26 protein-coding genes are annotated in these 23,643 nt (G+C 50.8%); 16 read left to right on the top strand and 10 right to left on the bottom strand.

Features of this window, described 5'->3' with window-relative positions; translation table 11 throughout:
- Positions 1-154: 154 nt before the first annotated feature.
- From KNP82_RS06880 to KNP82_RS06865, 4 genes are all read right to left on the bottom strand, one after another.
- Entirely contained in the window at positions 155-1,090 is a 936-nt protein-coding gene (locus KNP82_RS06880) for an IS30 family transposase (protein ID WP_214827472.1), read from the bottom strand.
- Between the two features lie 156 nt (positions 1,091-1,246).
- On the bottom strand, positions 1,247-3,661 hold the full coding sequence (locus KNP82_RS06875) for a heavy metal translocating P-type ATPase (protein ID WP_214827469.1): 2,415 nt from the start codon (positions 3,659-3,661) through the stop codon (positions 1,247-1,249).
- Positions 3,654-4,019, bottom strand: coding sequence for an ArsR/SmtB family transcription factor (locus KNP82_RS06870; RefSeq protein ID WP_029595499.1), 366 nt, complete (start codon positions 4,017-4,019; stop codon positions 3,654-3,656). Before KNP82_RS06870 ends, KNP82_RS06875 begins: the two co-directional genes overlap by 8 nt.
- A 95-nt stretch (positions 4,020-4,114) precedes the next feature.
- Positions 4,115-4,729, bottom strand: a complete 615-nt coding sequence (locus KNP82_RS06865; protein WP_029595498.1) for a CadD family cadmium resistance transporter — start codon at positions 4,727-4,729, stop codon at positions 4,115-4,117.
- Between the two features lie 393 nt (positions 4,730-5,122).
- Here KNP82_RS06865 and KNP82_RS06860 point away from each other — a divergent pair, with 393 nt between their 5' ends.
- The 11 genes from KNP82_RS06860 to KNP82_RS06810 all read left to right on the top strand — a co-directional run bounded on the left by KNP82_RS06860 (position 5,123) and on the right by KNP82_RS06810 (position 13,302).
- On the top strand, positions 5,123-6,277 hold the full coding sequence (locus tag KNP82_RS06860; RefSeq protein WP_214800016.1) for an ISL3 family transposase: 1,155 nt from the start codon (positions 5,123-5,125) through the stop codon (positions 6,275-6,277).
- A 158-nt stretch (positions 6,278-6,435) separates the two neighbouring features.
- Complete coding sequence (locus KNP82_RS06855) at positions 6,436-6,870, top strand: hypothetical protein (protein WP_051627722.1); 435 nt, start codon at positions 6,436-6,438, stop codon at positions 6,868-6,870.
- 92 nt (positions 6,871-6,962) lie between these two features.
- Positions 6,963-7,646 (top strand): hypothetical protein, encoded by a 684-nt coding sequence (locus tag KNP82_RS06850; RefSeq protein WP_131472747.1) that lies wholly within the window; start codon positions 6,963-6,965, stop codon positions 7,644-7,646.
- Between the two features lie 71 nt (positions 7,647-7,717).
- The gene (locus KNP82_RS06845; RefSeq protein WP_131472745.1) at positions 7,718-8,494 is read left to right on the top strand and encodes a hypothetical protein; all 777 of its coding nucleotides are present in this window, start codon (positions 7,718-7,720) and stop codon (positions 8,492-8,494) included.
- A gap of 284 nt (positions 8,495-8,778) precedes the next feature.
- The gene (locus KNP82_RS06840) at positions 8,779-9,426 is read left to right on the top strand and encodes a DUF2750 domain-containing protein (protein WP_131472743.1); all 648 of its coding nucleotides are present in this window, start codon (positions 8,779-8,781) and stop codon (positions 9,424-9,426) included.
- Positions 9,427-9,570: 144 nt separating this feature from the next.
- Positions 9,571-10,332 carry a hypothetical protein gene (locus KNP82_RS06835; RefSeq protein WP_214797470.1) on the top strand — a complete coding sequence of 254 codons (762 nt, stop codon included), beginning with the start codon at positions 9,571-9,573 and terminating at the stop codon, positions 10,330-10,332.
- A 25-nt stretch (positions 10,333-10,357) separates the two neighbouring features.
- Entirely contained in the window at positions 10,358-10,867 is a 510-nt protein-coding gene (locus tag KNP82_RS06830) for a GNAT family N-acetyltransferase (RefSeq protein WP_214827461.1), read from the top strand.
- Positions 10,868-10,910: 43 nt separating this feature from the next.
- The gene (locus tag KNP82_RS06825; RefSeq protein WP_034777574.1) at positions 10,911-11,393 is read left to right on the top strand and encodes an SRPBCC family protein; all 483 of its coding nucleotides are present in this window, start codon (positions 10,911-10,913) and stop codon (positions 11,391-11,393) included.
- Between the two features lie 6 nt (positions 11,394-11,399).
- A complete protein-coding gene (locus KNP82_RS06820; RefSeq protein WP_214716207.1) occupies positions 11,400-11,876 on the top strand; it encodes a GNAT family N-acetyltransferase in 477 nt (158 codons plus the stop codon).
- A 19-nt stretch (positions 11,877-11,895) separates the two neighbouring features.
- Positions 11,896-12,876, top strand: a complete 981-nt coding sequence (locus KNP82_RS06815) for a Gfo/Idh/MocA family protein (protein ID WP_214797472.1) — start codon at positions 11,896-11,898, stop codon at positions 12,874-12,876.
- Between the two features lie 60 nt (positions 12,877-12,936).
- The gene (locus tag KNP82_RS06810; protein WP_214797473.1) at positions 12,937-13,302 is read left to right on the top strand and encodes a hypothetical protein; all 366 of its coding nucleotides are present in this window, start codon (positions 12,937-12,939) and stop codon (positions 13,300-13,302) included.
- Here KNP82_RS06810 and KNP82_RS06805 read toward each other — a convergent pair.
- From KNP82_RS06805 to KNP82_RS06790, 4 genes are all read right to left on the bottom strand, one after another.
- Positions 13,296-13,841: a P-loop NTPase family protein gene (locus KNP82_RS06805; protein ID WP_214797474.1), complete on the bottom strand. Its 546-nt coding sequence runs from the start codon at positions 13,839-13,841 to the stop codon at positions 13,296-13,298. The genes KNP82_RS06810 and KNP82_RS06805 overlap by 7 nt on opposite strands.
- A 66-nt stretch (positions 13,842-13,907) precedes the next feature.
- Entirely contained in the window at positions 13,908-14,726 is an 819-nt protein-coding gene (locus tag KNP82_RS06800; RefSeq protein WP_214797475.1) for an SDR family NAD(P)-dependent oxidoreductase, read from the bottom strand.
- A gap of 67 nt (positions 14,727-14,793) precedes the next feature.
- Positions 14,794-15,342 (bottom strand): AAA family ATPase, encoded by a 549-nt coding sequence (locus KNP82_RS06795; protein ID WP_483299264.1) that lies wholly within the window; start codon positions 15,340-15,342, stop codon positions 14,794-14,796.
- Positions 15,343-15,421: 79 nt separating this feature from the next.
- The gene (locus tag KNP82_RS06790; protein WP_251128658.1) at positions 15,422-16,054 is read right to left on the bottom strand and encodes a class I SAM-dependent methyltransferase; all 633 of its coding nucleotides are present in this window, start codon (positions 16,052-16,054) and stop codon (positions 15,422-15,424) included.
- Positions 16,055-16,370: 316 nt separating this feature from the next.
- On the opposite strand from KNP82_RS06790, the gene KNP82_RS06785 reads away from it, so the two are divergent.
- Positions 16,371-16,937: a histidine phosphatase family protein gene (locus KNP82_RS06785; protein ID WP_214797477.1), complete on the top strand. Its 567-nt coding sequence runs from the start codon at positions 16,371-16,373 to the stop codon at positions 16,935-16,937.
- Between the two features lie 160 nt (positions 16,938-17,097).
- Here the strand turns inward: KNP82_RS06785 and KNP82_RS06780 are convergent, their stop codons facing one another.
- Both KNP82_RS06780 and KNP82_RS06775 read right to left on the bottom strand, forming a co-directional pair.
- Complete coding sequence (locus tag KNP82_RS06780; protein WP_214827460.1) at positions 17,098-20,478, bottom strand: dynamin family protein; 3,381 nt, start codon at positions 20,476-20,478, stop codon at positions 17,098-17,100.
- Positions 20,479-20,495: 17 nt separating this feature from the next.
- Positions 20,496-21,116: an NAD(P)-dependent oxidoreductase gene (locus KNP82_RS06775; RefSeq protein WP_211779474.1), complete on the bottom strand. Its 621-nt coding sequence runs from the start codon at positions 21,114-21,116 to the stop codon at positions 20,496-20,498.
- A 172-nt stretch (positions 21,117-21,288) separates the two neighbouring features.
- Here KNP82_RS06775 and KNP82_RS06770 point away from each other — a divergent pair, with 172 nt between their 5' ends.
- The 4 genes from KNP82_RS06770 (at position 21,289) to KNP82_RS06755 (ending at position 23,621) form a co-directional block, all read left to right on the top strand.
- On the top strand, positions 21,289-22,380 hold the full coding sequence (locus tag KNP82_RS06770) for an FUSC family protein (RefSeq protein ID WP_114166163.1): 1,092 nt from the start codon (positions 21,289-21,291) through the stop codon (positions 22,378-22,380).
- Positions 22,381-22,497: 117 nt separating this feature from the next.
- Positions 22,498-22,923, top strand: coding sequence for a hypothetical protein (locus KNP82_RS06765; protein ID WP_214827458.1), 426 nt, complete (start codon positions 22,498-22,500; stop codon positions 22,921-22,923).
- Between the two features lie 26 nt (positions 22,924-22,949).
- Positions 22,950-23,153 (top strand): WGR domain-containing protein, encoded by a 204-nt coding sequence (locus KNP82_RS06760; protein ID WP_214827456.1) that lies wholly within the window; start codon positions 22,950-22,952, stop codon positions 23,151-23,153.
- 6 nt (positions 23,154-23,159) lie between these two features.
- The gene (locus KNP82_RS06755) at positions 23,160-23,621 is read left to right on the top strand and encodes a hypothetical protein (RefSeq protein WP_214827454.1); all 462 of its coding nucleotides are present in this window, start codon (positions 23,160-23,162) and stop codon (positions 23,619-23,621) included.
- Positions 23,622-23,643: the final 22 nt, after the last annotated feature.

Raw genomic sequence — 23,643 nt, 5'->3', positions numbered from 1 at the left:
TTGTTAAAAGGAGTATAGCATCACTATATTACAAAAAAGTATATCAAATTCATTTCAAAAATTGACAAGAGATTTAATCAAAAAATGCATAGTTTTTTCACAAACGGATTTTATGATAAAAATTAAACACATTTCTTTTTTATAAGACGGTTTGTCAAATTAAGCGCAACACTTCCTCGGTGAAGGCCTCGTGTGCGGTTTTCCAGTCCAGGCACTTTCTCGGTCGCCCGTTGATCTTGGCCAGCGCATCCGCGAGTTCACCGTCACCGACCTGCGCGAAGTCCGTTCCTTTCGGGAAGAACTCGCGGAGGAGCCCGTTGGCGTTCTCGTTGCTTCCCCGTTGCCACGATGAGTACGGGTCGGCGAAATACATCGGCACGCCGAGCGACGCCTGGATGCGCTCGTGACCGCTGAACTCCTTGCCCCGGTCCGTCGTCGCCGTCACGAACGTGCCTTCCGGGAAGGCACCGTGCACCGCATGGATCGCCCCCTCCATCGAGGCCGCGGTGCGGTCCGCGATTGGCAGGGCGAGATAGAACCGGCTCTTCCGCTCGATGAACGTCGCGACGCACGCCTTCGATTTCCCACGTCCGGAGACGACGGTGTCGAGCTCCCAATGCCCGAATGTCCGGCGACCCCTGACCTCTGGAGGTCGTTTCGAGATGGGGAGACCGACGTTGATGCGACCGCGCGTCTCGGTCGGCTTTTGACGTTTCCCCTTCTGGCGGAGCACGGTCACGGGCACGTCGATCCGTCCCGCATAGATCCAGCGGTAGATGGTGGAGAAGGCAATTTTTCCTGCGTAGAGGCGGCCGACGATCTGTTCTGGTGACCAGGTCGCACGCAGCTTCTCGACGATCGTCCGGCGCATCGTGTCGTCGAGCTTCGTCTTGACGCCGCAACGGGTTTTCGCCTTCTCGTAGCGTTTCTGCGCACGTCCTGACTCGTAGCCGGGGTTCCGTCTGATCTCCCGCGAGACGGTCGAGGGCTGTCGCCCGGTCCGTCTCGCGATGGACCGGATGGACATCCCGAGCTCCAGATAGGTCTCTATTTTCACGCGCTCCGTTGTGGTAAGATGGGTGTAGCTCATAGCGATTCCTCCGTCTGAATGTTTGTGTCGTAACTTCATTCTAAACGAGGCCATCGCTGTGGGCTTTTTTATGCGTTCACGTTCAGATGTTGCACTTAATTTTATAATTCATCATAAAAAAGGGGTTTCCAGATAATCGGAAACCCCTTTTGCTTTTTATTCTTTCACTCGCATCAGCCGTAAACTGTTTAACGCGACTAGAAGGGTAGCGCCCATATCGGACATAATGGCGATCCATAGCGTCAGCCAACCCGGGATGACCAGCAGCAACGCGATCACTTTGATGCCAATCGCAAATGCAATGTTCGCTTTGATGATGTTCAATGATTTCCGACTCAACTTCACGGTGAACGGCAGTTTGCTCAAATCATCGCCCATCAAGACCACATCAGCGGTCTCCATAGCGGTATCGGTTCCGGCACCGCCCATGGCAATTCCGACAGTAGAGGCAGCGAGTGCCGGGGCATCGTTCACACCGTCTCCAATCATCGCGACATTGCCGTATTCAGCTCGTAAACGTTTGATGAAATTCAATTTATCCTCCGGCATCAGTTCGGCCTGGATTTCGGTGACACCGATCTGCTGGCCGATGGCCTGACCGGTTCCTTTGTTGTCGCCCGTCAGCATGATCGTCTTCTTGATGCCCATTTGGTGCAGCTTCTGAATGACGTCCTTGCTGGATTCACGGACTTCATCTGCCACGGCAATGACTGCCAGGATACTTTGTTCCGTTCCGATGATCATTGCCGTCTTGCCCTGATTTTGAAGAGCTGTGACGTTTTGTTCCAAGTCCTTATCGGCACTTGCGGTGCCCAACTCGTTGAAAAGGATCGGGCTGCCGATGTAGTATGTGATTCCTTCGACAGTCCCTTTAATCCCTTTGCCGGTAATGGATGAGAAGTCCTCGACCAAGACCGAAGAATAAGAAATATTTTCTGCATCCGCTTTTTTCATGATGGCCGAAGCAAGGGGATGCTGTGAGCGGTACTCCAGTGCTGTGACGATAGAAAGCAGCTCTTTTTCACTGATTCCCTTGTTCAGCACTTCAAAGTCCGTGACAACCGGAACCCCTTTGGTCAAGGTGCCGGTCTTGTCAAACGCGATGGCTTTCAGCGCGCCCATTTCTTCCAAATACACGCCGCCTTTTACCAAAACGCCTTTTTTCGCTGCGTTCCCGATAGCAGATACAATCGAAATCGGAGTCGAAATGACCAAAGCACACGGGCATCCTACGACTAGCACAGCCAATCCTTGGTAGACCCAGGTTTCCCAGCTGGCATCAAACAGAATGGGAGGAACGATGGCTACAAGCGCAGCAACGACCATGATAATCGGTGTATAATATTTGGCAAATTTATCGACAAACGCCTGCGAAGGAGCCCGTTCGCCTTGTGCTTCCTCAACCAGGTGGATGATTTTCGCAATGGTTGTGTCTTCAACCAACTTCGTGACTTTGACTTCGAGCAAGCCTTCTTCATTCAGCGTGCCCGCGAAGACGTCATCGTTCACCGTTTTGGCGACCGGCACGGATTCCCCGGTGATGGCCGCCTGATTGACCGCCGAATACCCGTTGGTCACCGTGCCGTCCATCGCAATCTTCTGTCCCGGTCTGACAATCATGGTGTCGCCCACCACAATGTCGTCTACCGAAATTAACTGTTCTTGGCCATTCCGCCGGACCAGTGCCTCTTTCGGAGCGATGTCCATCAACGAACGGATGGATTGTCTCGCCCGGTCCATGGAATAGCGTTCCAGTGCTTCACTGATCGCAAAGAGGATGACCACGATAGACGCTTCCGCCCATTCGCCGATAAAAGCCGCCCCGATGACGGCAACGGTCATGAGGGTTTTCATGTCGAAATCCAGGCGTATTAAATTCTGGAAACCGACTTTGAAGAGCGAGTACCCACCAATGACAATCGCCGCCACAAACAGGAGCGACGTCATCAGGTTGTCTTCGCCATTGACGAACTGGGAAATGTAGCCGAACACGATCAAGAGGGTGGAGTAGAGCAAGGTGCTGTGCTTTTGGTAGAACGGCACTTTCTTCTCTGTTCGAGCTGGCGCTTTTTCGGTTCCGGTATTCGTGATAGCTGGACGTCCTGTAATTTCAGGCGCCACCTTCAAGTTTTCAAACGCACCGGCTTTCTCCAATTCGTCGATGGTCGCTGCCCCGTAAACGGAAATTTTTGAAGCCCCGAAGTTCACTTTGGCATCTTGGACACCGGGGATCTGCTTGACGTTGTTCTCAAACTTCCCGGCGCAGTTCGCGCATGTAAAGCCTTCGACCCGGAAGACATTTTTGTCTTCGACGGTCACTTCAGGAGCCGCCTGGCGTTTCGGTTTTTCCGGTGCGACCTTCAAATTCTCGAAAGCGCCGGCTTTTTCCAGTTCCTCGACCGTCGCCTCGCCGTAGACCGCAATTTTCGAAGCCCCAAAGTTCACTTTGGCATCCTGGACACCGGGAATCTGTTTGACGTTCTTCTCGAATTTCCCGGCGCAATTCGCACACGAAAAGCCCTCAACCCGGTAGACCGTTTTGTCTTCTGTTTCCTTCGTTTTTTCAACCAACGGAAACAACCTCCTTCTGATGGATGAAGGCCACTTGCACCAAGTGTTTCACATGCGCGTCATCCAGTGAGTAGTAGACCAACTTGCCTTCCTTGCTGTATTTCGCCAACCCCATATTATTCAGTAGTCGCAGGTGGTAGGAGGCGGTTGCGGTAGATGAACCGATGATATTCGCAACGTCACACACACACAGTTTGTCCTCCAGCGATAAGGCGTAGGCGATCTTGATACGCGTATCGTCCGACAACGCCTTGAAGATCTTCGCCACTTCCAATGGATTTTGTTCAGACAGTTGCTGCTGGACTCGTTCCACCTTTTCTTCATCTACACAGACCACATCACAAATCTCTTTTGCCATTTTCATTCACTCCTTTTTCTCACTTCTGTTTACTCATTCGTTTTTTCAAGTAAGTGATTTTCTTCTATATAAAACAAAGAGTGCAAAGAATCACTTCAACTCACCAATCCCCAAAGGAATCGGAAAGTCCCATTCTCCGCCATAATCAAGATGCCGAGCCCGATGAAGACAATCGGCACAATCCACCGTTCCCAATTTTCTATCGTTTCAGAAATCGTTTTAACGGCTGCCAACCGGTAACTGAGGTAACACAAGACGGCGACCAGGATGGCAAAGACAACCAGCATCACCACAGTTTCACTTGGATTCAAGGTTGAAAAGTAGGGTATGTAGACGCCAATGTTGTCGCCGCCAGCCGCCAGGGTAATGACTGTAATGGTGACAAACAAGCGATTGGGGTTTCCGGAAGACAAACGGGACAGGAGATTCTCTTCGTCGTCCTCGTCTTCTTCTCGCTTCCAGACCCGGATGCCCAGGTAAATCGGAATGAGCCCTAGCAAGCCCACCCAGTGGGACGGCACAAGCGTCAGGCTGTACGCAGCCAACAGGCTGACGCCCACCAAGATGGCTGTTCCTAGGTATTGTCCGATGACAATGGATTTTAACTGGCCTTTTTTCATCGTTTGTGAAAACAGGATCAGCAAAATAATGACGTAATCAATGCTGGTCGCCACATAAGCGGCAACCGCGGTAAAAATCGTGGTTAACAGCACCCTCATCTCCTTTACGGATATCCTAGTGTGAAGTGATACCCTCTGATAGTTATACATTCAAACAAACGTTTGATTAATGCAAGTGTACAAAGATTTCGCTAGATTGTCAATTATATATTCAAATGATTGTTTTAATGTTTGGGCATGCTTGTTAGAATGAACAGGGAGCGACAAGTGGCAAGGCAAATTGAAATTTAGTATGGCCAATGCCTGCATGTCTTGTTAAGCATTCTATCTTTAGAAGAGCTAAAAATGGTATAGAAGAGGCTCATCACCATAAGGCGTGGTTGACGCATAACATCCATCAGATTTTGAATTGAACATAGAAAAAAAGCGAAAACCCCGGTATCGTAATTGTTGCCTAGACAAACCACGATTGGAGTTTTCGCTTTGTCCCAACAGTTTATCAAATTACTTCTTCCACTTCCAGACCTTTTTCAGATCCAGATGTCTTCAGACGAAGAACCGAACGTTTTCCCGGTCATCCCGGATCGACACGACATCCCTTGCCCGCTTTGCCAGAGAAAGACAGTCCTGCATTCGAAAAGGCGACGTCGCTTCCGACACGGTCACGCATGGAACGTCGGTATACTTTGGATTGAGCTGGATATCCCACGTCAAAGATGCTTCTCTTGTGATTTGACGTTCGTGTATGACTACGGTCTCGGGCTCGTCCGCACCTCCACCGAGGTGTTCCGGAAAGGCATCGCAGAACGTTGCCACGGTAGGACAATCTCAGATGTAGCGCGTGAATACGGATTACCTTACACGACGGTGGAACGATTGTTTTATCGGTACGCCTCAGTAGAGACAGAGAAGCATACGACAGACGTCCTCATCGACGAGTTCGCCACACGAAAAGGACATCACTATGCGACAATCGCCCTCGATGCGGAGAGTGGTCGGCTCCTGTCCATTGTCCCGGGAAGGGACGTCACGGCCATCACGGCTGCACTCCAAGGCATAGCCGGAGACATCCGTTCTGTCGTCAGTGACTTTGCACCGACAATGGCGAAGGCCGTCGCACATGTCTTCCCGGATGCGAAACATGTGCTGGATCGTTTCCATCTCATCCAGTTCTTCACGGACGCCCTTCGCCGTCGGCGTCGTTTTTTGAACGAGGTGAAACGTCACCATCATGTCCGTGTGATTGACCGTGCTCTCGCCTGTCGTCCGGAGACGCTGTCCCCCGAAGACCGGGAGGTCGCCGATTCTTGCCTTCGGGAAGATCCGTTCACCCGGGACCTCTATCAAGGACTTCAACATATTCGATATGTGCTGAAGGCCACGTGCCATGGACAGGCGAAACGTCGACTGACCGATTGGTTGGATCGTTATCAGTCCCATCCTTGCGGGCCTCTGGCGAAGATCGCGAAATCGATCCAGAACCGAGAGAAAGCGATGCGTCGAACAATCGTGTCCAGTCTATCGAACGGAAAGATGGAAGGAACGAACAACAAAATCAAGCTTATCAAACGCCGTGGTTATGGCTACCGAAACCTCGAACGTTTCTTTTTGAGATTACGCTTCGAGCTTGGTCGTTAAAATAGCAACCACGTGTTATGGTGATGAGCCAATGATTATAGCGTGTGATAGTTGCGGAAACAAATCGAGGATTCTTCGTTCCATCGCGCTAGGTTTTAAACGGAAATGAATGAAAAAAAGAGCGTTGATGAATCATCAAGGAAGGGGCAAGCGTTCAAATGAGCCTGAAAAAACAACTACACAAGGCGATCCTCTCAAATGACCGAGCGACCGTTCAACGTCTAGTGAAGCCGCTCGCTCACGAAGTGGTGTTAGATACATTTCTTGAAGTTGCGTTTGATACGGATGATTTAGCGGTCTACGAAATCGTATGCGATCAGATTCAAGTTGAGCAGACTGCGGATTGGGAAGAGGCTGCGTCGCTTCTCATGAGCCAACCGTTCTGTCACCATCCTCATGCCTATGAACGGGCCTACGAACATGCGAAACGTGCTGTCGTGCTTGATTCTAGTCGCATAGATCTAAAGGAATACTTGCTCTTTTTCAATGCGATTCCCGACAAATTAATGACGGATGATGAAGCGAACGAATTAGCGACCGAGATTCTAAAGCTGCGGCCAACAAGTCAGGTCGCTAAGATGCATCTTCTGTAAAACGATGACTAGAGTCGTGCTGAATGATTATTCCAAGTGGAAACGTCCAATGATACAATGTGATGTAAGTCATCCCTAGAGGAGGCGACAACATGCGTTGGATGATTCGGCTTGGTTTGACCGCAGTGCTGACAGTAGGAACGGTCTTTATTGGACTTCGTCTCATCAGCTTGTTGATGGAATGGTGGTATGAGCCTCCGACCTCGGGGTTAAAGTTGCGACCGACACCGGCAGAATCTGAGTATTTGATGGAGTCGTCCGAAGGAAAGATGAGGATACCGAAAGAAGAAGAACAGTCTCGTCTGAAACTGGACTATTTGGATTATACGATTGATTCTGTGACTACCGTCATCGAACGAGGCGATGGCCTCTTCTATTGGGTGTTGATACTAGCCTGTGTATTGCTTAGCGTACTGATTTTTGCCGCTAACATTCGTTTTCAGCACCGCAAGCGAGCTGACGAAACAGCTTCGTTCACGACGCGGACGTTCTCGCGTCATTCAGTCCCGAGCTCGATGACGAGTGTCGAAGAACCGGCTTGGACCGGTGTGACGATTCGAGACGCGCTCATCACGTTCAATCAGGCGTTACCGCCGGCGAAGAAATGGTTGCCGACAGAAACGGTTTTAGAGTGGGCACGGCGCATCGAATTGACGGACATCGATTTCAAGCCATATTTGGAAGAGCGCTATGGAATGACAGATTCGGTGACACCGAAAGAAGTTGACCGCTTCCGCAGAAGGCTCGAGCAGTATCAAGACCGTCTAGCTCGTTGAGTAAACGTATAAACGATTCATCGTGTTCGATTGAACAACAAGATAGCAGTGAATATGGGAGGTGAAACTGGATGGAGCTACAAGTTGAGACGTTATTTAAAATGGATAGGCTTAGCATAATTGATGCCGATTTATCAGGTGGTGAAGTGATTGTTCTGGTGGATCAGGATGGCCAGGTCGTCTATTGGAATGAGCGAATGATACGACTGCCGTTTCATTTGAGTTCGCCATTCATCCGTCTACTTGATTCAGAAACGTTTCTCGTCGTCGATGTGACGCACGAAGGTACACCCGGCAACGCCTGGGTTATCGATGGGCGAGGGTCGATACTTCATTCGTTCCATGCGGGCAACGCCATCGGAGCTGTCGCCGTCAACGACACGGGGATTTGGATCGGCTATGCCGATGAAGGGGTGTTCGGGGAAGGGATATCCACCGAGGCACTCGTCTGTTTCTCGAGGACAGGGGAAGTGTTACAACGCTATCAGTCAGATTTTGTACGTCCGCCGACCATTGTCGACTGCGAATTGTTGCAAGCAAATCAAACCGGGGTATGGTTCTGTCCGTCGATTTGGTATGACTTGATTCATGTTGATTTAACCGGTCGACTCAACAAGTATAAGACGCCGAAGCGACTTCACGACAGTTCGGCGCTGACGATTCAAGGACAGGTCGGCTACTTCGTAAAAGACGGGTTGTTGTACAAGTGGCCGTTCGGTGCACGCAAACGCCCTGACGTTGTAGCTGAGTTTTCGGGAACTGCTAGAGGGTTAGGGGAGGGTGAACGGTTCCACTTCATTCAAATCGGTGATTATGAAGTGAGCGGCGTTCAGCTCGTTAACGAGTGATGACGCATATAGGTAGTCGTTGAATCGACTAAGAAGTTACAACTTACAACCGAATGATTTCTCGTGACGATGGACCTTGTCTATAGGTCCTTTTTTACGTTTTACAAACGTTTGGCGCAACAGAATCGTGATCATTATTGAATCAACTTGTCGGAATCAATTCCCTCTTTTTTGTAAATTCAGTATACTCATGTTATTGATGTTAGAAAGAAGGCGATGAGATGAGGCTTGATACGAATCTTTCAGGAATTTCGGTCGAAACGATTGAACAGGTAGAGTAACAAGTGGGGTCACGCTTCCCGGACGGCTTACGTGACGCATGGGGTCATGAGAACAAGTTCGAACTTGGGGATTGGTTCTTTTATCCGATCAAGGACGAGCGGTTTTTCAATAAGACATGGGATGACGTCATTCGAGCCAACGAATTGAAACAAGAGGAGTTACCGCATGGGTTCGTGACGCTTGCGACGAACGGATCCGGTGATGAGCTCGGTTTTTTGAAAGACGACCGGGAGACGATTTACGCCTGGTGGCACGAGATAAATGACCTCGAGGTGGCGGCGCATTCGTTTGAGGCGTTCGTCGAAGTGACGCAGGCGGAAAGCGACGTGCTCGAGACATTTTGCGAACGAGTCGAGAAGAATGGACTCGTCTTCGGATTATCTGCGGAGCAAGACGAGGGGTGGGCGTACGCACCATCGCACGTCGAAGACACAGACGTCCTGTTATTCTTTTCGTCACGAGAGCTTGCGCTCGCGTGCCGGGTTAAAGAATGGGCCGACTATCATGTGATCGAGTTGCCGGTCGAGCTATTCCTTGAACGCTGGTTGCCGAACATGTCGGATGATGAGCTGCTGTGCGGCCTCGATTGGTCGAGCGAGCTGGTAGGGTTGGAATATGACCCAGAAACCATTCTAGAGTATTTTGAATAATTTTATTTCAAATACCGCATGTGATATCTTTTTTAAAAAAATATAGCAACGAATATGATAAATTCTTTTTCTAAAAACGCAATCATATCGACAGAATTACTAGCGCTCATCGTGGAAAGCGACGTGGGAGAGGAGAACACATCTTTGAATGATTATAACGTAGGGAATATCTTTGAGCTGTATTCAGGCAACGAGACCCTCTCGGTGGAGCAACAGGCGATGATGGATCCCATCGACGCCTACGTTGAGGCAAACCAGTTCAAACAGCTTGAACATTACCTTCAACAAACCCGAGGCATCGAGCAGATGTTGATTGATCATGTGATGATGGACCCGACCGATAACAGCCGATGGGACATGCTCATCGGGTATGAGTTGATTGATACCATCGAAGATTTTGCCCGGGTGAATAGCTTCGGTCTCACTGCCTATACGTTTCATCCGAATGACCCGTTCTATTTCGCGCTCGCCTTATATTGGACGGGTTGGAATGACTTTGTCATCACAGACGAACACGTCGCCTTAGCAGAGTCGCTCATCGAACAAGGGCCAGAAGAAGTGAGCGGCTTGCTTTGTATTGCGTTGGCGAAGAGAGACATCGATCATTTCGATTATACATATGTTCAACGAGCGATTGAACGATGCCCGTGGGCCGTCGAACCATATATGCGTCTCGGCGAACATCGCTTGCGAGCCCATCCAGCAGAAGGAAAGATGCTTCTACAGCAAGGGCTTGACCGGGTGAAGTATACGTGGGGATTCGATCAAAAGGGGCGCTGGTTCAACACGGGATCGCAGTATTTTAATCCGACCACGTGGCGACAAGACACAATCGCTGAGCTGCTCGGTCTAAGCATGGACCACGACGAGTATAAAAAATACGAGCGGATCATCAATAAAAGATAGTCACCCTAAAGAACGGAGCATTGGAATGAACACAATCGCATTAGCCAAACCATCAGATTTAACTGCAATCGAACGACTGTATCTCGCTTGTAAAGACGATTTGCTCACCCGACAGATTTTTCAATGGGACGACACGTATCCGAACCGCGCCTATTTTGAGGAATGTATCAAAGACGATTCTGTCTATATCATGAAACACGGTGAGGAGTTGCTCGGAGTCGTTGTACTCGATCAATGGCAGTCGCACGAATGGGAGGCGATCGACTGGCGTCACGACCATCCGCTCGTCATCCATTCCTTGATGGTGCACCCGGAGCGGCAAGGTCAAGGCATCGGAAAAGCCATGTTGCATGCCTCGGAACAGTTGGCGAAAGCGGAAGGTTACACCAGCATCCGGCTCGACAGCTTCTCAGAGAATGAGGCAGCCTGCAGCTTTTACAAACGACACGGCTACGTGGAACGTGGAAGCGTCCATTTCGATTCGAAACCGAAAGGGCATGAACGGTATGTCTGTTTTGAAAAAGAACTTGTCTAACGTAATGAAAAAAAGAATGTCGATCGATGAAGGAGGATTTGATGTGAAACAACTCGAAGTGGCTACATATACGATGACAATCGACGCACCGATTGACCACACGTTCGCTTGTCTCGCAGAAGACGAACATATCATCAAATGGAACGACCATTTGATCGAAAATATTTATGAGGACGGTGACGCCTCACTCGTGACGGGAAAACGGTTCATCTCGGTCCAACAGTTCGAGAAAAAAGAGATTCGGGTCGAATCCGAGTTGACCCATGTCAATCGTCCTCACGAATGCGAGGTGCAGGCGGTGACGAATCAAGGGGTGTCGATTGCGACGTATACGTTGAGCGAGACAACGGACGGGACGGATGTGACGATTCGGATTTCACTCATCCCTTCATCCTGGCTATATGCCCTATATGTGAAGGCGTTCAAATGGGCGATTCGCCTGATTTACGATGAACAGTTTAAACAGTTCCGCATCTACACCGAGGCGAGTGCATCAAAACCGTCACTTGCCCGAGAGGCGGAGTGATTTGCGATGATTGAACCGATTACCTCCTCGACGCGTGACGCGGTCCGTGCATTCTTTATCGATGCCTGGGGCACACCTGAGATGGTGATCTCGACCGGGACGTATGATTGCGCCACGCTTGACGGGTTTGTCTGGTCGGAAACGAACGTCATCATCGGCCTCGTCACGTATGTCATTCGGGAAGACGAGATTGAGATCATCTCGCTCGACAGCCTCCAGGAGAAGCGTGGCATCGGCTCGGCGCTCCTCGATGAAGTGGAGAGAGTGGCCAAGCAACATCAGCTCGAACGGCTGTCGCTCATCACGACGAACGACAATCTGGGAGCGCTCGCATTTTACCAACGCCGAGGCTGGCGCTTCGCACGGATCATCCCGGGTGCGGTCGATGCGGCCAGGCTACATAAACCGTCGATTCCCGTCATTGGGGAGCACCGTATCCCGCTCCATGACGAAATCATGCTTATCAAAGTCATCACAACTTAAAGAAAAGAGGGATTTTCCTATGATTCGATTCGGTATCATCGGCACGAACTTTATCACCCGTTCTTTCATTGAAGCGACCCATGAAGTCGAAGGCGCATCCGTGTCCGCCGTCTATTCCCGGACAGACGAGCGCGCGAAAACGTTCGCTGAAGAATTTGATATTCCACATACGTTCACCTCGCTCGAGGAGATGGCGTCCAGTGAGTTGATTGATGCGGTATATATCGCGAGCCCGAACTCGCTCCACGCCGAGCAGAGCCTGCTCTTCATCCGCCACGGCAAGCACGTCCTCTGTGAGAAACCGTTCGCCTCGAACGTCGAGGAAGTCAGACAGATGCTTGAGACGGCGCGCGAACATGACGTCGTCTTGCTCGAAGCGCTCCGCAACCTGTTCATGCCGAACTTCGATGTGTTGCGTCAAGAACTCCATCGCGTCGGACCGGTCCGGCGTGTCATCTTGAACAAGTCGCAATACTCGTCACGCTATGACTTGTATAAGCGCGGGGACAACCCGAACACGTTCAATCCAGCCTTCTCGAACGGTTCACTGATGGACCTCGGCGTCTATTGCCTCGGTCCGGCCTTGAAGCTGTTCGGTCGACCGGACGGCGTGCAAGCGAACGCGGTCAAGCTCGAGTCAGGTGTCGACGGAAGTGGTTCGGCCATCTTGTCGTATGACGGGATGGACATCATCGTGCTCCACTCGAAGATCCATGGCACGGACGCACCGACCGAGATTATCGGGGAAGCGGGGCGCATCGTGATTGACGATATCGGTTCGATCGACCGCTTGACATTCGTTGGCCGCGACGGGACGACCGTCGAACTCGGCTTAGAACAGGAGAGCCATATGACGTACGAGATTCAAACGTTCGTGAACATGATTGAAGCAGGGGAGCGGGAGACCGAGATCCATTCGTTTGCCGATATGCTCACACTCGCGGACGTCATGACTGATATCCGGCAGCGCATCGACGTGCGGTATCCGGCTGACGCATAACAAAGAGCCTCGAGCATGTGCCCGAGGCTCTTATTCTGAATAGAGGGGAAGGATTTAACAATGAACGTTCAAGAAATTTTAGCGGAATTTGAAAAGATATATTATTGGGACTCTCGTGTGCTCGGGTGTGAGTGTCGGTACTATGGAGATGAAGTGTTAATCAAAATCGAAGAAGAAAATGAGAGTTATCATCATCAAATCGAATTTTTAGGGTGTATTAAAGTCGACATCTCTGCTCCTTTGAACGACCGGGTGGCACCCATCAAAGAATTAACTAGATTACAGCTACCTTACTTTATGCACGATATCGCTGTCTCGAGTTACATGTTGGATGGGACCGAGGTATTCGTATGTAATCTGTTGTTCCCTCCCGCAAGCGCTGAAATTCATTTCACCAAAATCAGATTCGGGAAGGAATATCATTGATGCTGATCCTGTTTTAACACATCCATGATCATTGCGATCCGTTCCTCTGTCGAGTGGTCGCCTTCGATCCTTAGGATGGGACAAGCCAGTTCAGCAAGCCATTGTTCATGCAACGTCTTGCTTCTTACTTCCGTCCCGGCATGGTCGTAAAGGGCGGCCCATCTCAAAAACGCTTGCGATTGCTCGTATAGACTGCCGCCAGCTAGTGCCGCTGCTCCATAGCGCTTGAACTCCCGTTGTTGCAATCTGGCCAAACGAACATCGGGCGGAATCCATAAAAAGATAACCAAATCCAAATAGGGCATGAAGCAGTCGCCCCAACCGACAAGCGACCCTGACAGAATCCACTGTTCAGAGTGGAACAACTCTTCCTTGAGCATTTCGCGTCGTTCAGGGACGGGTCTCGGTTCGGTGAATTTGGTGATCCAGAAATAGTCATCTGTATCGAGATGAGTATGCGGCAGCACGTTCGCTAACGCGTCGCCAAGTGTTGACGTCCCGGAGCCGGAAGCGCCTACTATATGAATGTGGTGTTTCATTCCTTTTCCTCCCTTCTATACAGACATCATAAAAATATTTGAAGCCATGACTACGTATGTTACTGTTCAGAACGGTGAAGGACGAGACCCGTCGATATCTGTGAAGCCATAGTGCTCGGACAGCGCCGCGACAGTGAGGGTTTGACCGCTATAAAGATTTTTGTCCAAATCGTTCGCGAGCGCGACGACGGCACGACCGACGTAGGCTGTCGTCTCTGTCGTCCCGTCCTCTGGTTTGAAGCCGGCGTCGAGGACACGTTCCGTCCGCATCCAGCCGGGGCTCAAGGCGACAACCGAAATCTTCAGGTTCAGGGCTTCGAACTCCTTGGCCATCACATAAGTCATCCGATTGATGGTGTTCATGGCCAAATCATAATACAGATTGCTGGCGACTCCGCTTTCTGTGAACGAAGTGATGTTGATGACGACGGCCTGTTCACTTGCTTGAAGGAGCGGGACGGCGTGTCGAATTGTTGAGAGATAAGCCTTTGGTCCTGCGACCATCATCGCATCCCAATGCTCGTTCGGTCTCTCCCAAAAATGTCGTCCTTGTCCCCGAGGCACCGAATCTTCTGAACCGCCGAAGATGCTATTCACTAATAGATCGATTCGACCATGTTCTGATTTGATTCGAGCGTAAAGGCGTTCAAGTTCTTGTTCATCTGTATGATCGCATGGGACAGCGATGCCAGTCCCTCCACGTGACGTGACGGCAGAGGCCGTATCTTCAATCGTCTCCGGTCGACCGTCCGTTCGTTTCGAACCAGAACTTCTTCCCGTCACATAAACGGTCGCGCCGGCGTTCCCGAGTTCCAAGGCAATGCCTCTCCCGGCGCCACGCGAAGCACCGGCGACGAGCGCGACTTTTCCTTTCAATGGATACATGTTTAGTCCTCCCAGAATACGTATCGAATCATCAGATTCAATGGATGTATGTATTCAACCAAAAAACTTATGGTTTTAAATAGATTTCCTGAATATCGGTAATAATATTTCTTTCAATCTCTTCTTTAGACAGTTCACAGGTCAATATGGATTCATTGTTCACACCTAACCAATCCTCAGCACGATACCATTTCATTAAATCCTGTTCGGTAAACTCGAGGTCGTCACCTTTTGTTCGATGTCGTTTGAAAGTCTCTTCTAAAGATAAGTCAAAATAGTAGACGAGCGCATTTCCATTAAAGGCGTCAATCAGGTTCAATATCATCTTTCCATACCGTTCTTTGATTAGGATTCCTTCGAGGATTACAATCGGACAGCGTTCCATTCCATATAACGCAATCCGTTCAATCAGCTCGATCGATGAGTTATTGTCTTTGTCACGTGTATGTAAGATATCCCTTCGAATTGCGTCTTGAGAGACGAGCATCGTTTCAGGTCCAAAGTTCTTTTGAATCTGTTTGGCGATGGTCGTCTTTCCACTACCAGAATTGCCTCGCAATATAACTAGAATCGGCTTCATCATATTCTCCTTTTTACGCGATTGGGATGTTGAAATATTAGGATTGACTGGTGAGTGAAACAATCAATGGTAGCAAACTGCGAAGCGTCCATTATGTGAATACTTCGCTCTAGGTTCAACCTATACCTTTTGCGGCCACCATCGTGAACTCCCACGGGATATTCTCATCGTTCCAACCTCGATGTTCGTCAAATCGACGGATTTGAAAGCCGACGGTGATCACCGAATTCATGATGTCGCTCAGCGTATGATGTGTCAGCAAAACATGAGGGAAGTCCTGTTGTTCGTTTTCATCAAAAAACGATTTAAACGCGATGCTCTCTTCATGCAATCCGTTATCAAAATAGACGGGCCTAAATGTAGACTCAGGACCAATGCATCTTTTGAGAGGATGATAATCACTTAAAATCATGCTTCCCCCCGGTTTTAGGATGGAATAAAGGATATCGCATAATCGCTCGAGATCATCAAAGTAATGTAGGATACCGCCCTCTAAATAAAAAAGATCGAATCGGCCTTCATATTTGATTACATCGAGGTCATAGACATCACCTAACACATAGTCGATTCTCGTCTGGGCACAGGCAGCTAATTCCAGTGCATATCTTCTGTTCTCTTCGGATACATCGAAGATGGTGACGTTCGCCCCCATCAACGACAGCGGGACGGCTTTTCTTCCGTTCGACCCGCATAGATTGGCCACATTCAGTCCATCCACGTCATGAAAAAATTCTTGGTGCTTTTTCAAGCTGGCTCGTGGGTCTTTTAAAATTTCTTTTGCCTTGCCTGCTGGCGTGCCATCGCGCTTTTGCCAAAATTCATAGGCATGGTATTCCCAAGCGGTTTTTATTGGTTTCCGTCTGTTTATTCAAACGCATCTGTCCTATCTGTTTGTACCTGACGATCGAGTTGTATGTAACACTATGAAAAGCTGTATGGTTCGAAGCAAAATCAACAGTATTTAACAATTTAAGGGGTATACTAAAGTGGCGCTGGATAATTTTACAATAAGTTTCAGTGGAATGATAGTGAATGATGACATCCAAAGAACGGGAGACGATGACATGACGACCTTATATTTCGTAAGACATGCACACTCTACATATACAGCCGATGAGTGGACGAGACCTTTATCTGAAAGAGGGGCGGGTGACGTGCCTCACATCACAAACATATTAAGCAAAGAAGCGATCGAACTCGTCGTTTCGAGTCCATATAAACGAGCTATTCAAACCGTCCAAGGGATTGCTAACCAGCTTGGAACAGAAGTGCTACTCATGGACGATTTGCGGGAACGGATGTTGACGACAAAACCGGCGGAAGATTTCACGTTGGCGATGACGAAAGTGTGGGAAGATCCTACTTTTACATGGGAAGGCGGCGAATCGAACGTTGTCGCTCAAAAGCGGGGAGTCCGTGCGATTCAGGCACTACTCGACCAATACGAAGGAAAGCGAATCGCAATCGGTACGCACGGGAATATCATGGTATTGATGTTGAACTACTTCGATGACAAATACGGCTATACGTTCTGGAAAGAACTCGATATGCCGGACATATATAAAGTGACGTTCGATCAACATGAACTCGTGAACGTCGAAAAGCTATGGGACCGTCAAGGAGTGGTTTGAAATCCGTTCATGACGACATGAAAAAAGGATGGGGCCGGTCTCGGTCCCATCCTTGAAAGTCTACTCTCTATTCAGATACAGGTGGCGAATAAACAAGCCGAGTGCGACCGTCATGATGACGGCCGGAATCAGGCCGACGAGCAACAAAGAACCCATGCGTTCAGTCCTTTCTGAGCGCAGCGAGGCGCTGTGTCATGTCTTGGAACGATTGTCCGTCCGAGAGCACGCTCAATTCACCGGCGACGAGGTCGTTCACTTCACGGTCCCAGTCCTGGCTGAGCGTCGTCTCGAGCGCGGCAAGGTGCGTCGCCGTCCGTTCGACTTGATGACTTCCGACGCGCGCAAGCTGTTCACGCACCGCCGTCTTCAACAGGGCGCTCAAGTCGTCGCGCAACTTCGTCCGGCCATCGCCTTCGAAGAACTGGTTCGCATTCTTATAGTGCTTCAAGACTGGACGGAAAGGGGCCGCCTCGAACGTGATTGGGTCGACGGCGTCGCGGAGCCAATCGATGTCGATGTCATCTTCGAACGACAACGTCGGCAGGAGCGGACGCAGTTTGAGCGTCTCGCGCTCGATCAAGCGTTCCGTCTCCCGTTTCAAGAAGCGCTCGAGCCGATATTGGAACACTTGCAACTCTTGATGGATGTCATACGCATACTTGTCGAGTGTCCGGCTGAGGGCGCGCTCGAGGCTCGCCTTCGATCCATCGACCTCGACCGGATGGAACGTCTCTTTGACGAAGTCCGACAGCCGGAGGAGCGAGCGGGTCTCGAGGTGGGCGAGCAACTCGTCCGTCTCGCGCTTGAACGGGTCTTCGAGCGTCGTGACGTTGAGACAATTGTCAGACGTGCGCACTTGTTCGAGCTTGTCACGGCGGGCCGCCTTGACGCTCGCATCCGCTTCGGCCTCGCGGACGACGTCCTCGAACGCGGTGACGAGGGCATGTGCCTCATCTTTGATGCGGACCGCGTTCGCCTGACGCAAATCGTGGTCGACGAATTGCTCAAGCTTGGCCGAGAATCGTTCGAATCCTGCGTCCGTGCCTTGGATGGCGTTCCGGCTCGAAATCGGTAGCACCGTCGGATGACGGACACCGAGCTTCGTCAACTGGTTCGACACATAATCAGTGACGGCAAGCCGTTCCGTCTCATCGGCCGCCAAATCTGATGCGTTGACGAGGAAGAACATGTGATGGTCACCTGTCCCTTGGACCCGTCCGAGCTGGATGACGAGTTCACGGTCGGCCTCGGTGAAAGCGTGATTGTAGTACGTCACAAATAAAACAGCATCGGCGTCACGCATATAGCCGAACTGCACCTCGCTATGACGGTTGAACTGCGAGTCGGCACCCGGCGTGTCGACGAAGATGATGCCGCGCTCGGCCCAAGGGGAGTCGATGGCGAGCTCGATCTCTTTGACGATACAGCTCTTCTCTTCCTCCGTGACGAACGAGCAGAACGTGTCATAGTCGACCGTCTCCTGGCTACCGAGATAGGACAGGGGAGCGTTCTTGACGGCGTTTACGAACGGGTGGTCGAGATGGAGTGCGTCGAGTGACGCCCCGTAACCGTTCAGCTCGGCCTCGAGTTCGGCACGTGTCTTGAACGTGATCAACGCGCTCTTGTTGGCACGGCCGTTCGGCGGCACGATTTTCGTGATCGACGCCGTCAGTGGGTTCGGTGACGTCGGGAGCACCGTCTCACCGAGCAACGCGTTCAACGTCGACGATTTGCCGGACGAGAACGCCCCGAAGATGGCGAGCGTGTACGTCTCGGATTCGGCCCGGGCCAATTTATGACGGAGCGATTTGACGCGTGACTTGAATAACGGATGGTTCTCCAATATTTCACATACCGTATATTCATACGAAAAATCAAACGACAAAGCGGTGATATCATCCACCAAAAGCGAGGTCGAAGCAACTTCTTGTTGCTGATGTTCGACTTGTTTCTGCGGCAATTGGTCGGCCGTGACGTAGTGACGGGTCTCAAGGTCCGTCATACGCGAATCGGTGAGGTCACGTGTCGTGTAATTGATAAGCTCGTCTCGCTGTTCGGCCAGCTGACGTTGTAGCGCCAACGTATCGAGCATGTCATACAACTCATCTTGCTCGGTCTCGATGGCATGGATTCGGTCTTTACCTTCGGCCTCAAGATACGTTTCGACGGACGTGACCCACGGTTCGGACACTTTCGTCACCCAAGAGGCGAGAGCCGACTCGATGTCGCGGCTGAATTGAAGCACCGTGTCACCGCTGAGCGATGCGCCGGACTTCACTTGGTCACTGATGAGCGCGCTCGGTGCAGTCGGTAACGTATCCGGACGGGACAAAATCGCCTCGGGCAGTTTCAAATCACGGACGATGTCTTCGGCGTACTTGATCAAGTGGGGGCGAAGGTTCGTATCAATCAACCGGTTGAATTCCTTGACGGCGATGTCTTCACGACGGAGGTGTTCCTGTCGTGTCTTCTCTTTTGAGAAGAACAGGCCGACTTTGAACTCCGGTGCACAACTCTCGAGATAGTCCCGCAATAGTTCGCGGAACTCGTAGTTCATGATTGGCGCGCTCGCGACAATCGGTGTCTGGTGTTTGAAGAACTCGCGGCGGAACGCGGTGAGCCATATCGATTTTTTGTCGAGACGTTGCAGGCGGGCTTGAATCTCCGTCGGCTGCTTCTCGATGACCGGCAACTCGTTCAGGAGCGCGTCGTGCGCACCAGTGGACCGGGCGAGCAACGTGTCAACGAGCAAGTCGGCGCGCGCTTCCGCATGTTCCCGCGCGGCGTCGATGACGGTTTGGACGTACGTCCGGAGGCGTTCGACCTCATTTTCCGGGTGATCGAGCTCACGGAGCGAGATGTAGAACATATCGTCCGGATTGATCGCATGACGGGTGAAGGCGGTCTCGAGCGAGCGTTTGAACGTGCTGAATGGAAGCTCTCCTTCATCGTGCTTATCGATTTGGTTGATGATGATCGAGTAGGGACGCCCTTCGGCACTAAACTGTTTCATCAGTTTGATGTTTTGTTCGGATTGGACGTGATTGTAGTCCATCATGAAGAACAGATGGTCGGCGAGGAAGAGCGAGCGTTCCGTCGCTTGACGGTGCCGTTCATCGGTCGAGTCGATTCCGGGCGTGTCCATGAGGACGACGTCGCTTCCGAACGGGAAGCGGGGCAGGGCGTACTCGACTTCTTTAATCTCTTCGATTTTGCAGTAGTCGCTCAAACGGTCGAGCTCATCCGGCGCGAGTCGAATCCAATCTGTATCGTTGACGGCGACGGATGCCCCGATTTCCCCATGTCGAAGCGTCACGATATTCGCACTCGTCGGAATCGGACTCGTCGGTAACACACCGTCCCCGAGCCAATTGTTGAGAAGTGTCGACTTACCGGCCGAGAAATGACCACAGACCGCGATCCAAATCTCGTTTTGTGTCACTTTTCGGAGTGCGGTCTTGGCGAGACGAGCCGACTCGGTCTCAGTTTGTGTGTCAAATACGTCGGTCAATTGCGCGAGGCGCATGCGTTGTTCGTTCATAAATCCCCATCCCCTACTTATGATTCCGTCGTGATGCCGACGCGATGTCTACGATATGATTTGTTTTCCCAGGCTTGAATGACGAGATCTGCTACATCGTCACGCGAGATTGGTCCCGAGTTCTGTGTCCCGAGCACGTCAGCTGTGATGACGATGTTCCCGACGGACGCGTCTTCAATCAATTGGGTCGGGCAGACGATTGTATAATCGAGCGTTGATGCATCGAGCAGTTCATATGCCCGGGCGTGATCCTCGGCCGCGGTCGTCATCGAACGTTTCGACTCACGGGTCTCGAAACGATAGTTGTCAGAATCATGTGCCTGCAAGATGCCGGCCGTCCCGACCGTCAAGATGCGCGTGACCCCGGCTGCTTGCATCGCTGAGATGATGAACGGCGTGAAGCGGGACAAGACGTCCTGCTTATCCGTACCGAGCGCCGACATGACGACGTCGGCCGATTTCACCGTTTCTGCGATGGCATCCGCATCGGTCGCATCACCAATGATGACCGTGAGACGATCCCTCGGTTCGACCTCGCGACGTGACAACAGTCGGACGTCGTGGCCGTCTTTTAACAAACGTTCAAGCAACCGCATCCCCGTGCGGCCGCTCCCTCCAAATAAAGCAATGGTTGACAAGTAAACCCCTCCCAATCAAGATTAAAGAAAATATCCAACGCCATCATACCACGGAAGCGCTATCGAAACAGGAGACAACGGCTTGAAGTTGTGAGGTTTCAGGGCAGGGTAAGTGGGATACAAAAAGTTAAGACGTGTATAAGGGAGGAAGACACTTCGTTGTCGACACCGCATGAGATTTGGAGCTAGAACCATCAAGACCGGGATATCCGTCGCCTTGGTATTGCTCATCGCCGAGGCATTTCAATTTCAACAGATTGTCGTACCGGCACTCGCGGCTTCGCTCGCATTATTGCCGTCCGTTTATCAGACGGGTGTCCGGCTATTAGAAGAACTAAAAGGGAACTTGATCGGGGCTTTGCTCGCCGTCTTCTCATTAATGTTGACGCCGAACCCGACCCCAATCGCCATCGGAGTCGTCATCATCATCGCCATCTCGATCCTTCTCTTTTTGAACCTCGAGTCGACGACCCGGACCGTCATCTTGACGACGATTCTGATTATGGAAGGGGCGAGCCAGTCGGACATGCCCGTCTGGATGTTCGCCGGTGAACGTTATTTGCTCATCATGATGGGGATCACCGTGGCGCTTGTCGTCAATGCGCTCTTGTTCCCGCCGCGCTATGAGCGGAAGCTTGAGGACGAGATCGCGACCGTCTCCCAAATGGCCGTCCGCATCGCGCGACTGTTCTCGGAAACAGAGGGAGGACGCTCGTCATTTGAGTCACTCGATGAGACGAAAAAGAAACATCGAGCCTCAAAGACGACGTACGACTTCTTTGAAGAAGAGATTAAAGCCAACCGCTGGCTCGAGAAGAAGACGCCAATTTATCGCCGGGCCGTCTTGAAGTCGAAGATGATTGATACGAACAGTGCCGCTATCCACGTGCTCGACAAGCTGCATGACGATTTTCTGACACTCGAACATCTACCACCTCAGCTCGAGGACGAATTGATGCGTCATATGCGGCACTTGCTCAGACGGCATGAGCGTCTATTTTCAGCGTATGAACTCGAGAACGAGCATATCATCGACCGGGAAGAAGACCTCATCCATGAGAACTTCGATTTCGCGAAGTTGATGATTGAGAAGATGCGGGATGAAGAGGAAGACCTCATCCTTACCGTCGTCCCGCTCGTCGCGACGATGACAGATTGGGTCAAGGCAATGAACGAACTCGAACGCTACCTCATCACTGAGATGAAGAAGCACGGGGACAACTTGAAAGTGGAACCGCGTAAGAAGTGGTTCTTTGAAGACTAACAAATCGCCAAGTCGCAGAAGCGGCTTGGCTTTTTTTATGGAGCGAAAAGGAATACCGGAAGTTGTCGCTGAATGTATGAGAGGCGTGCAGTAATGAGGGAGGTATGAGGTATCAGCATGATGAATAAGAAAGTAAGTATAGGCCTTGTTATTCTTTTATTTGTAATTTGGATGGTTGTCTCATTGACCCTACCGCCCAAGCTTATTGCGAGTTCAAGTGACGGGAAGTTTGATGCGGTTTATACGGTTTCTCATTCCTTAAAAGAGACGTGGGCGGGTCAGGTGGAATGGGAGGAGTCAGACGGTGTCATCGTCAATCTATCTTTTTATGAGAACGACATCCAACTGACGGGGGATATTATGACCCATCCAATTGAGATGGATCAAAGCAACTCGTATGAATTTGCATTTTTAGGTGCTGAACCGAATCCGACCAGTGTCTACACGCTACGAATTTCTGTAGAAGAAGAAGGGAAAACTCATGAGGAAATTCTGACGTTCAAACCAAGAAAACGTCTCTTTGTCCTACCCGCACTTGACTGAACTCATATATCATTCTGGAGGTTTTGATGAAAACGTACCTACAACACACCAAGAAGTTTTGGAACATCCGCGTCGGTTCCGACGAGTTCGCCGTCCATTACGGAAAACTCGGGACGATTGGTAAAGTTCAAATTAAGTATTTTGAATCCGACGGTATCTGCTGCAAAGAAGCGGACAAGCTGATTCGTCAGAAACTCCGGAAAGGGTACGTCGAGACCGATACCGATTGAGACGACTTGATTTATGTCGACGACCCGGAAGTCGGACCGAACCGACTCACGACACAGCCTCGGTTCAATGCTCACTTCCAAGATGACTATTATTTGGACTGTACGGATGAATATAGTCGATTCGGGAGCGATGAAGGTGTCGACGTGCTCGTGATGTTCGAGGACGCAATCCGAAAAGACCGGAACATCGACTTCCTCGTCGGTGCGTACGACATCGTTTCAGGCTGGATGGAGCGGGATGTATCGAGCCCTGACGACTGGGCGACATATGAATACGGCTTCGACTGTGACGTCGCCGTCATGTCGAGTGCGTTCACGTCGATTAAACTGACCGGTCATCTAGACGCTGCGCTACAAGAGCAAGGTGTCTCCGCACTCGACCGCCTCATCCAGCAAGTCGAATCAGAAGACAGACCGCGGTTTGAATCGATGAGCTTGCAGTTGAACAGTTTCCCGACCTCAATTTGAAACTTTTTTAGGGAGTGCGCCG

This window comes from Exiguobacterium sp. s26, from assembly GCF_018618235.1.
GTDB classification, from domain to species: domain Bacteria; phylum Bacillota; class Bacilli; order Exiguobacteriales; family Exiguobacteriaceae; genus Exiguobacterium; species Exiguobacterium chiriqhucha.
This window is presented reverse-complemented; position numbering and strand designations above follow the sequence as displayed.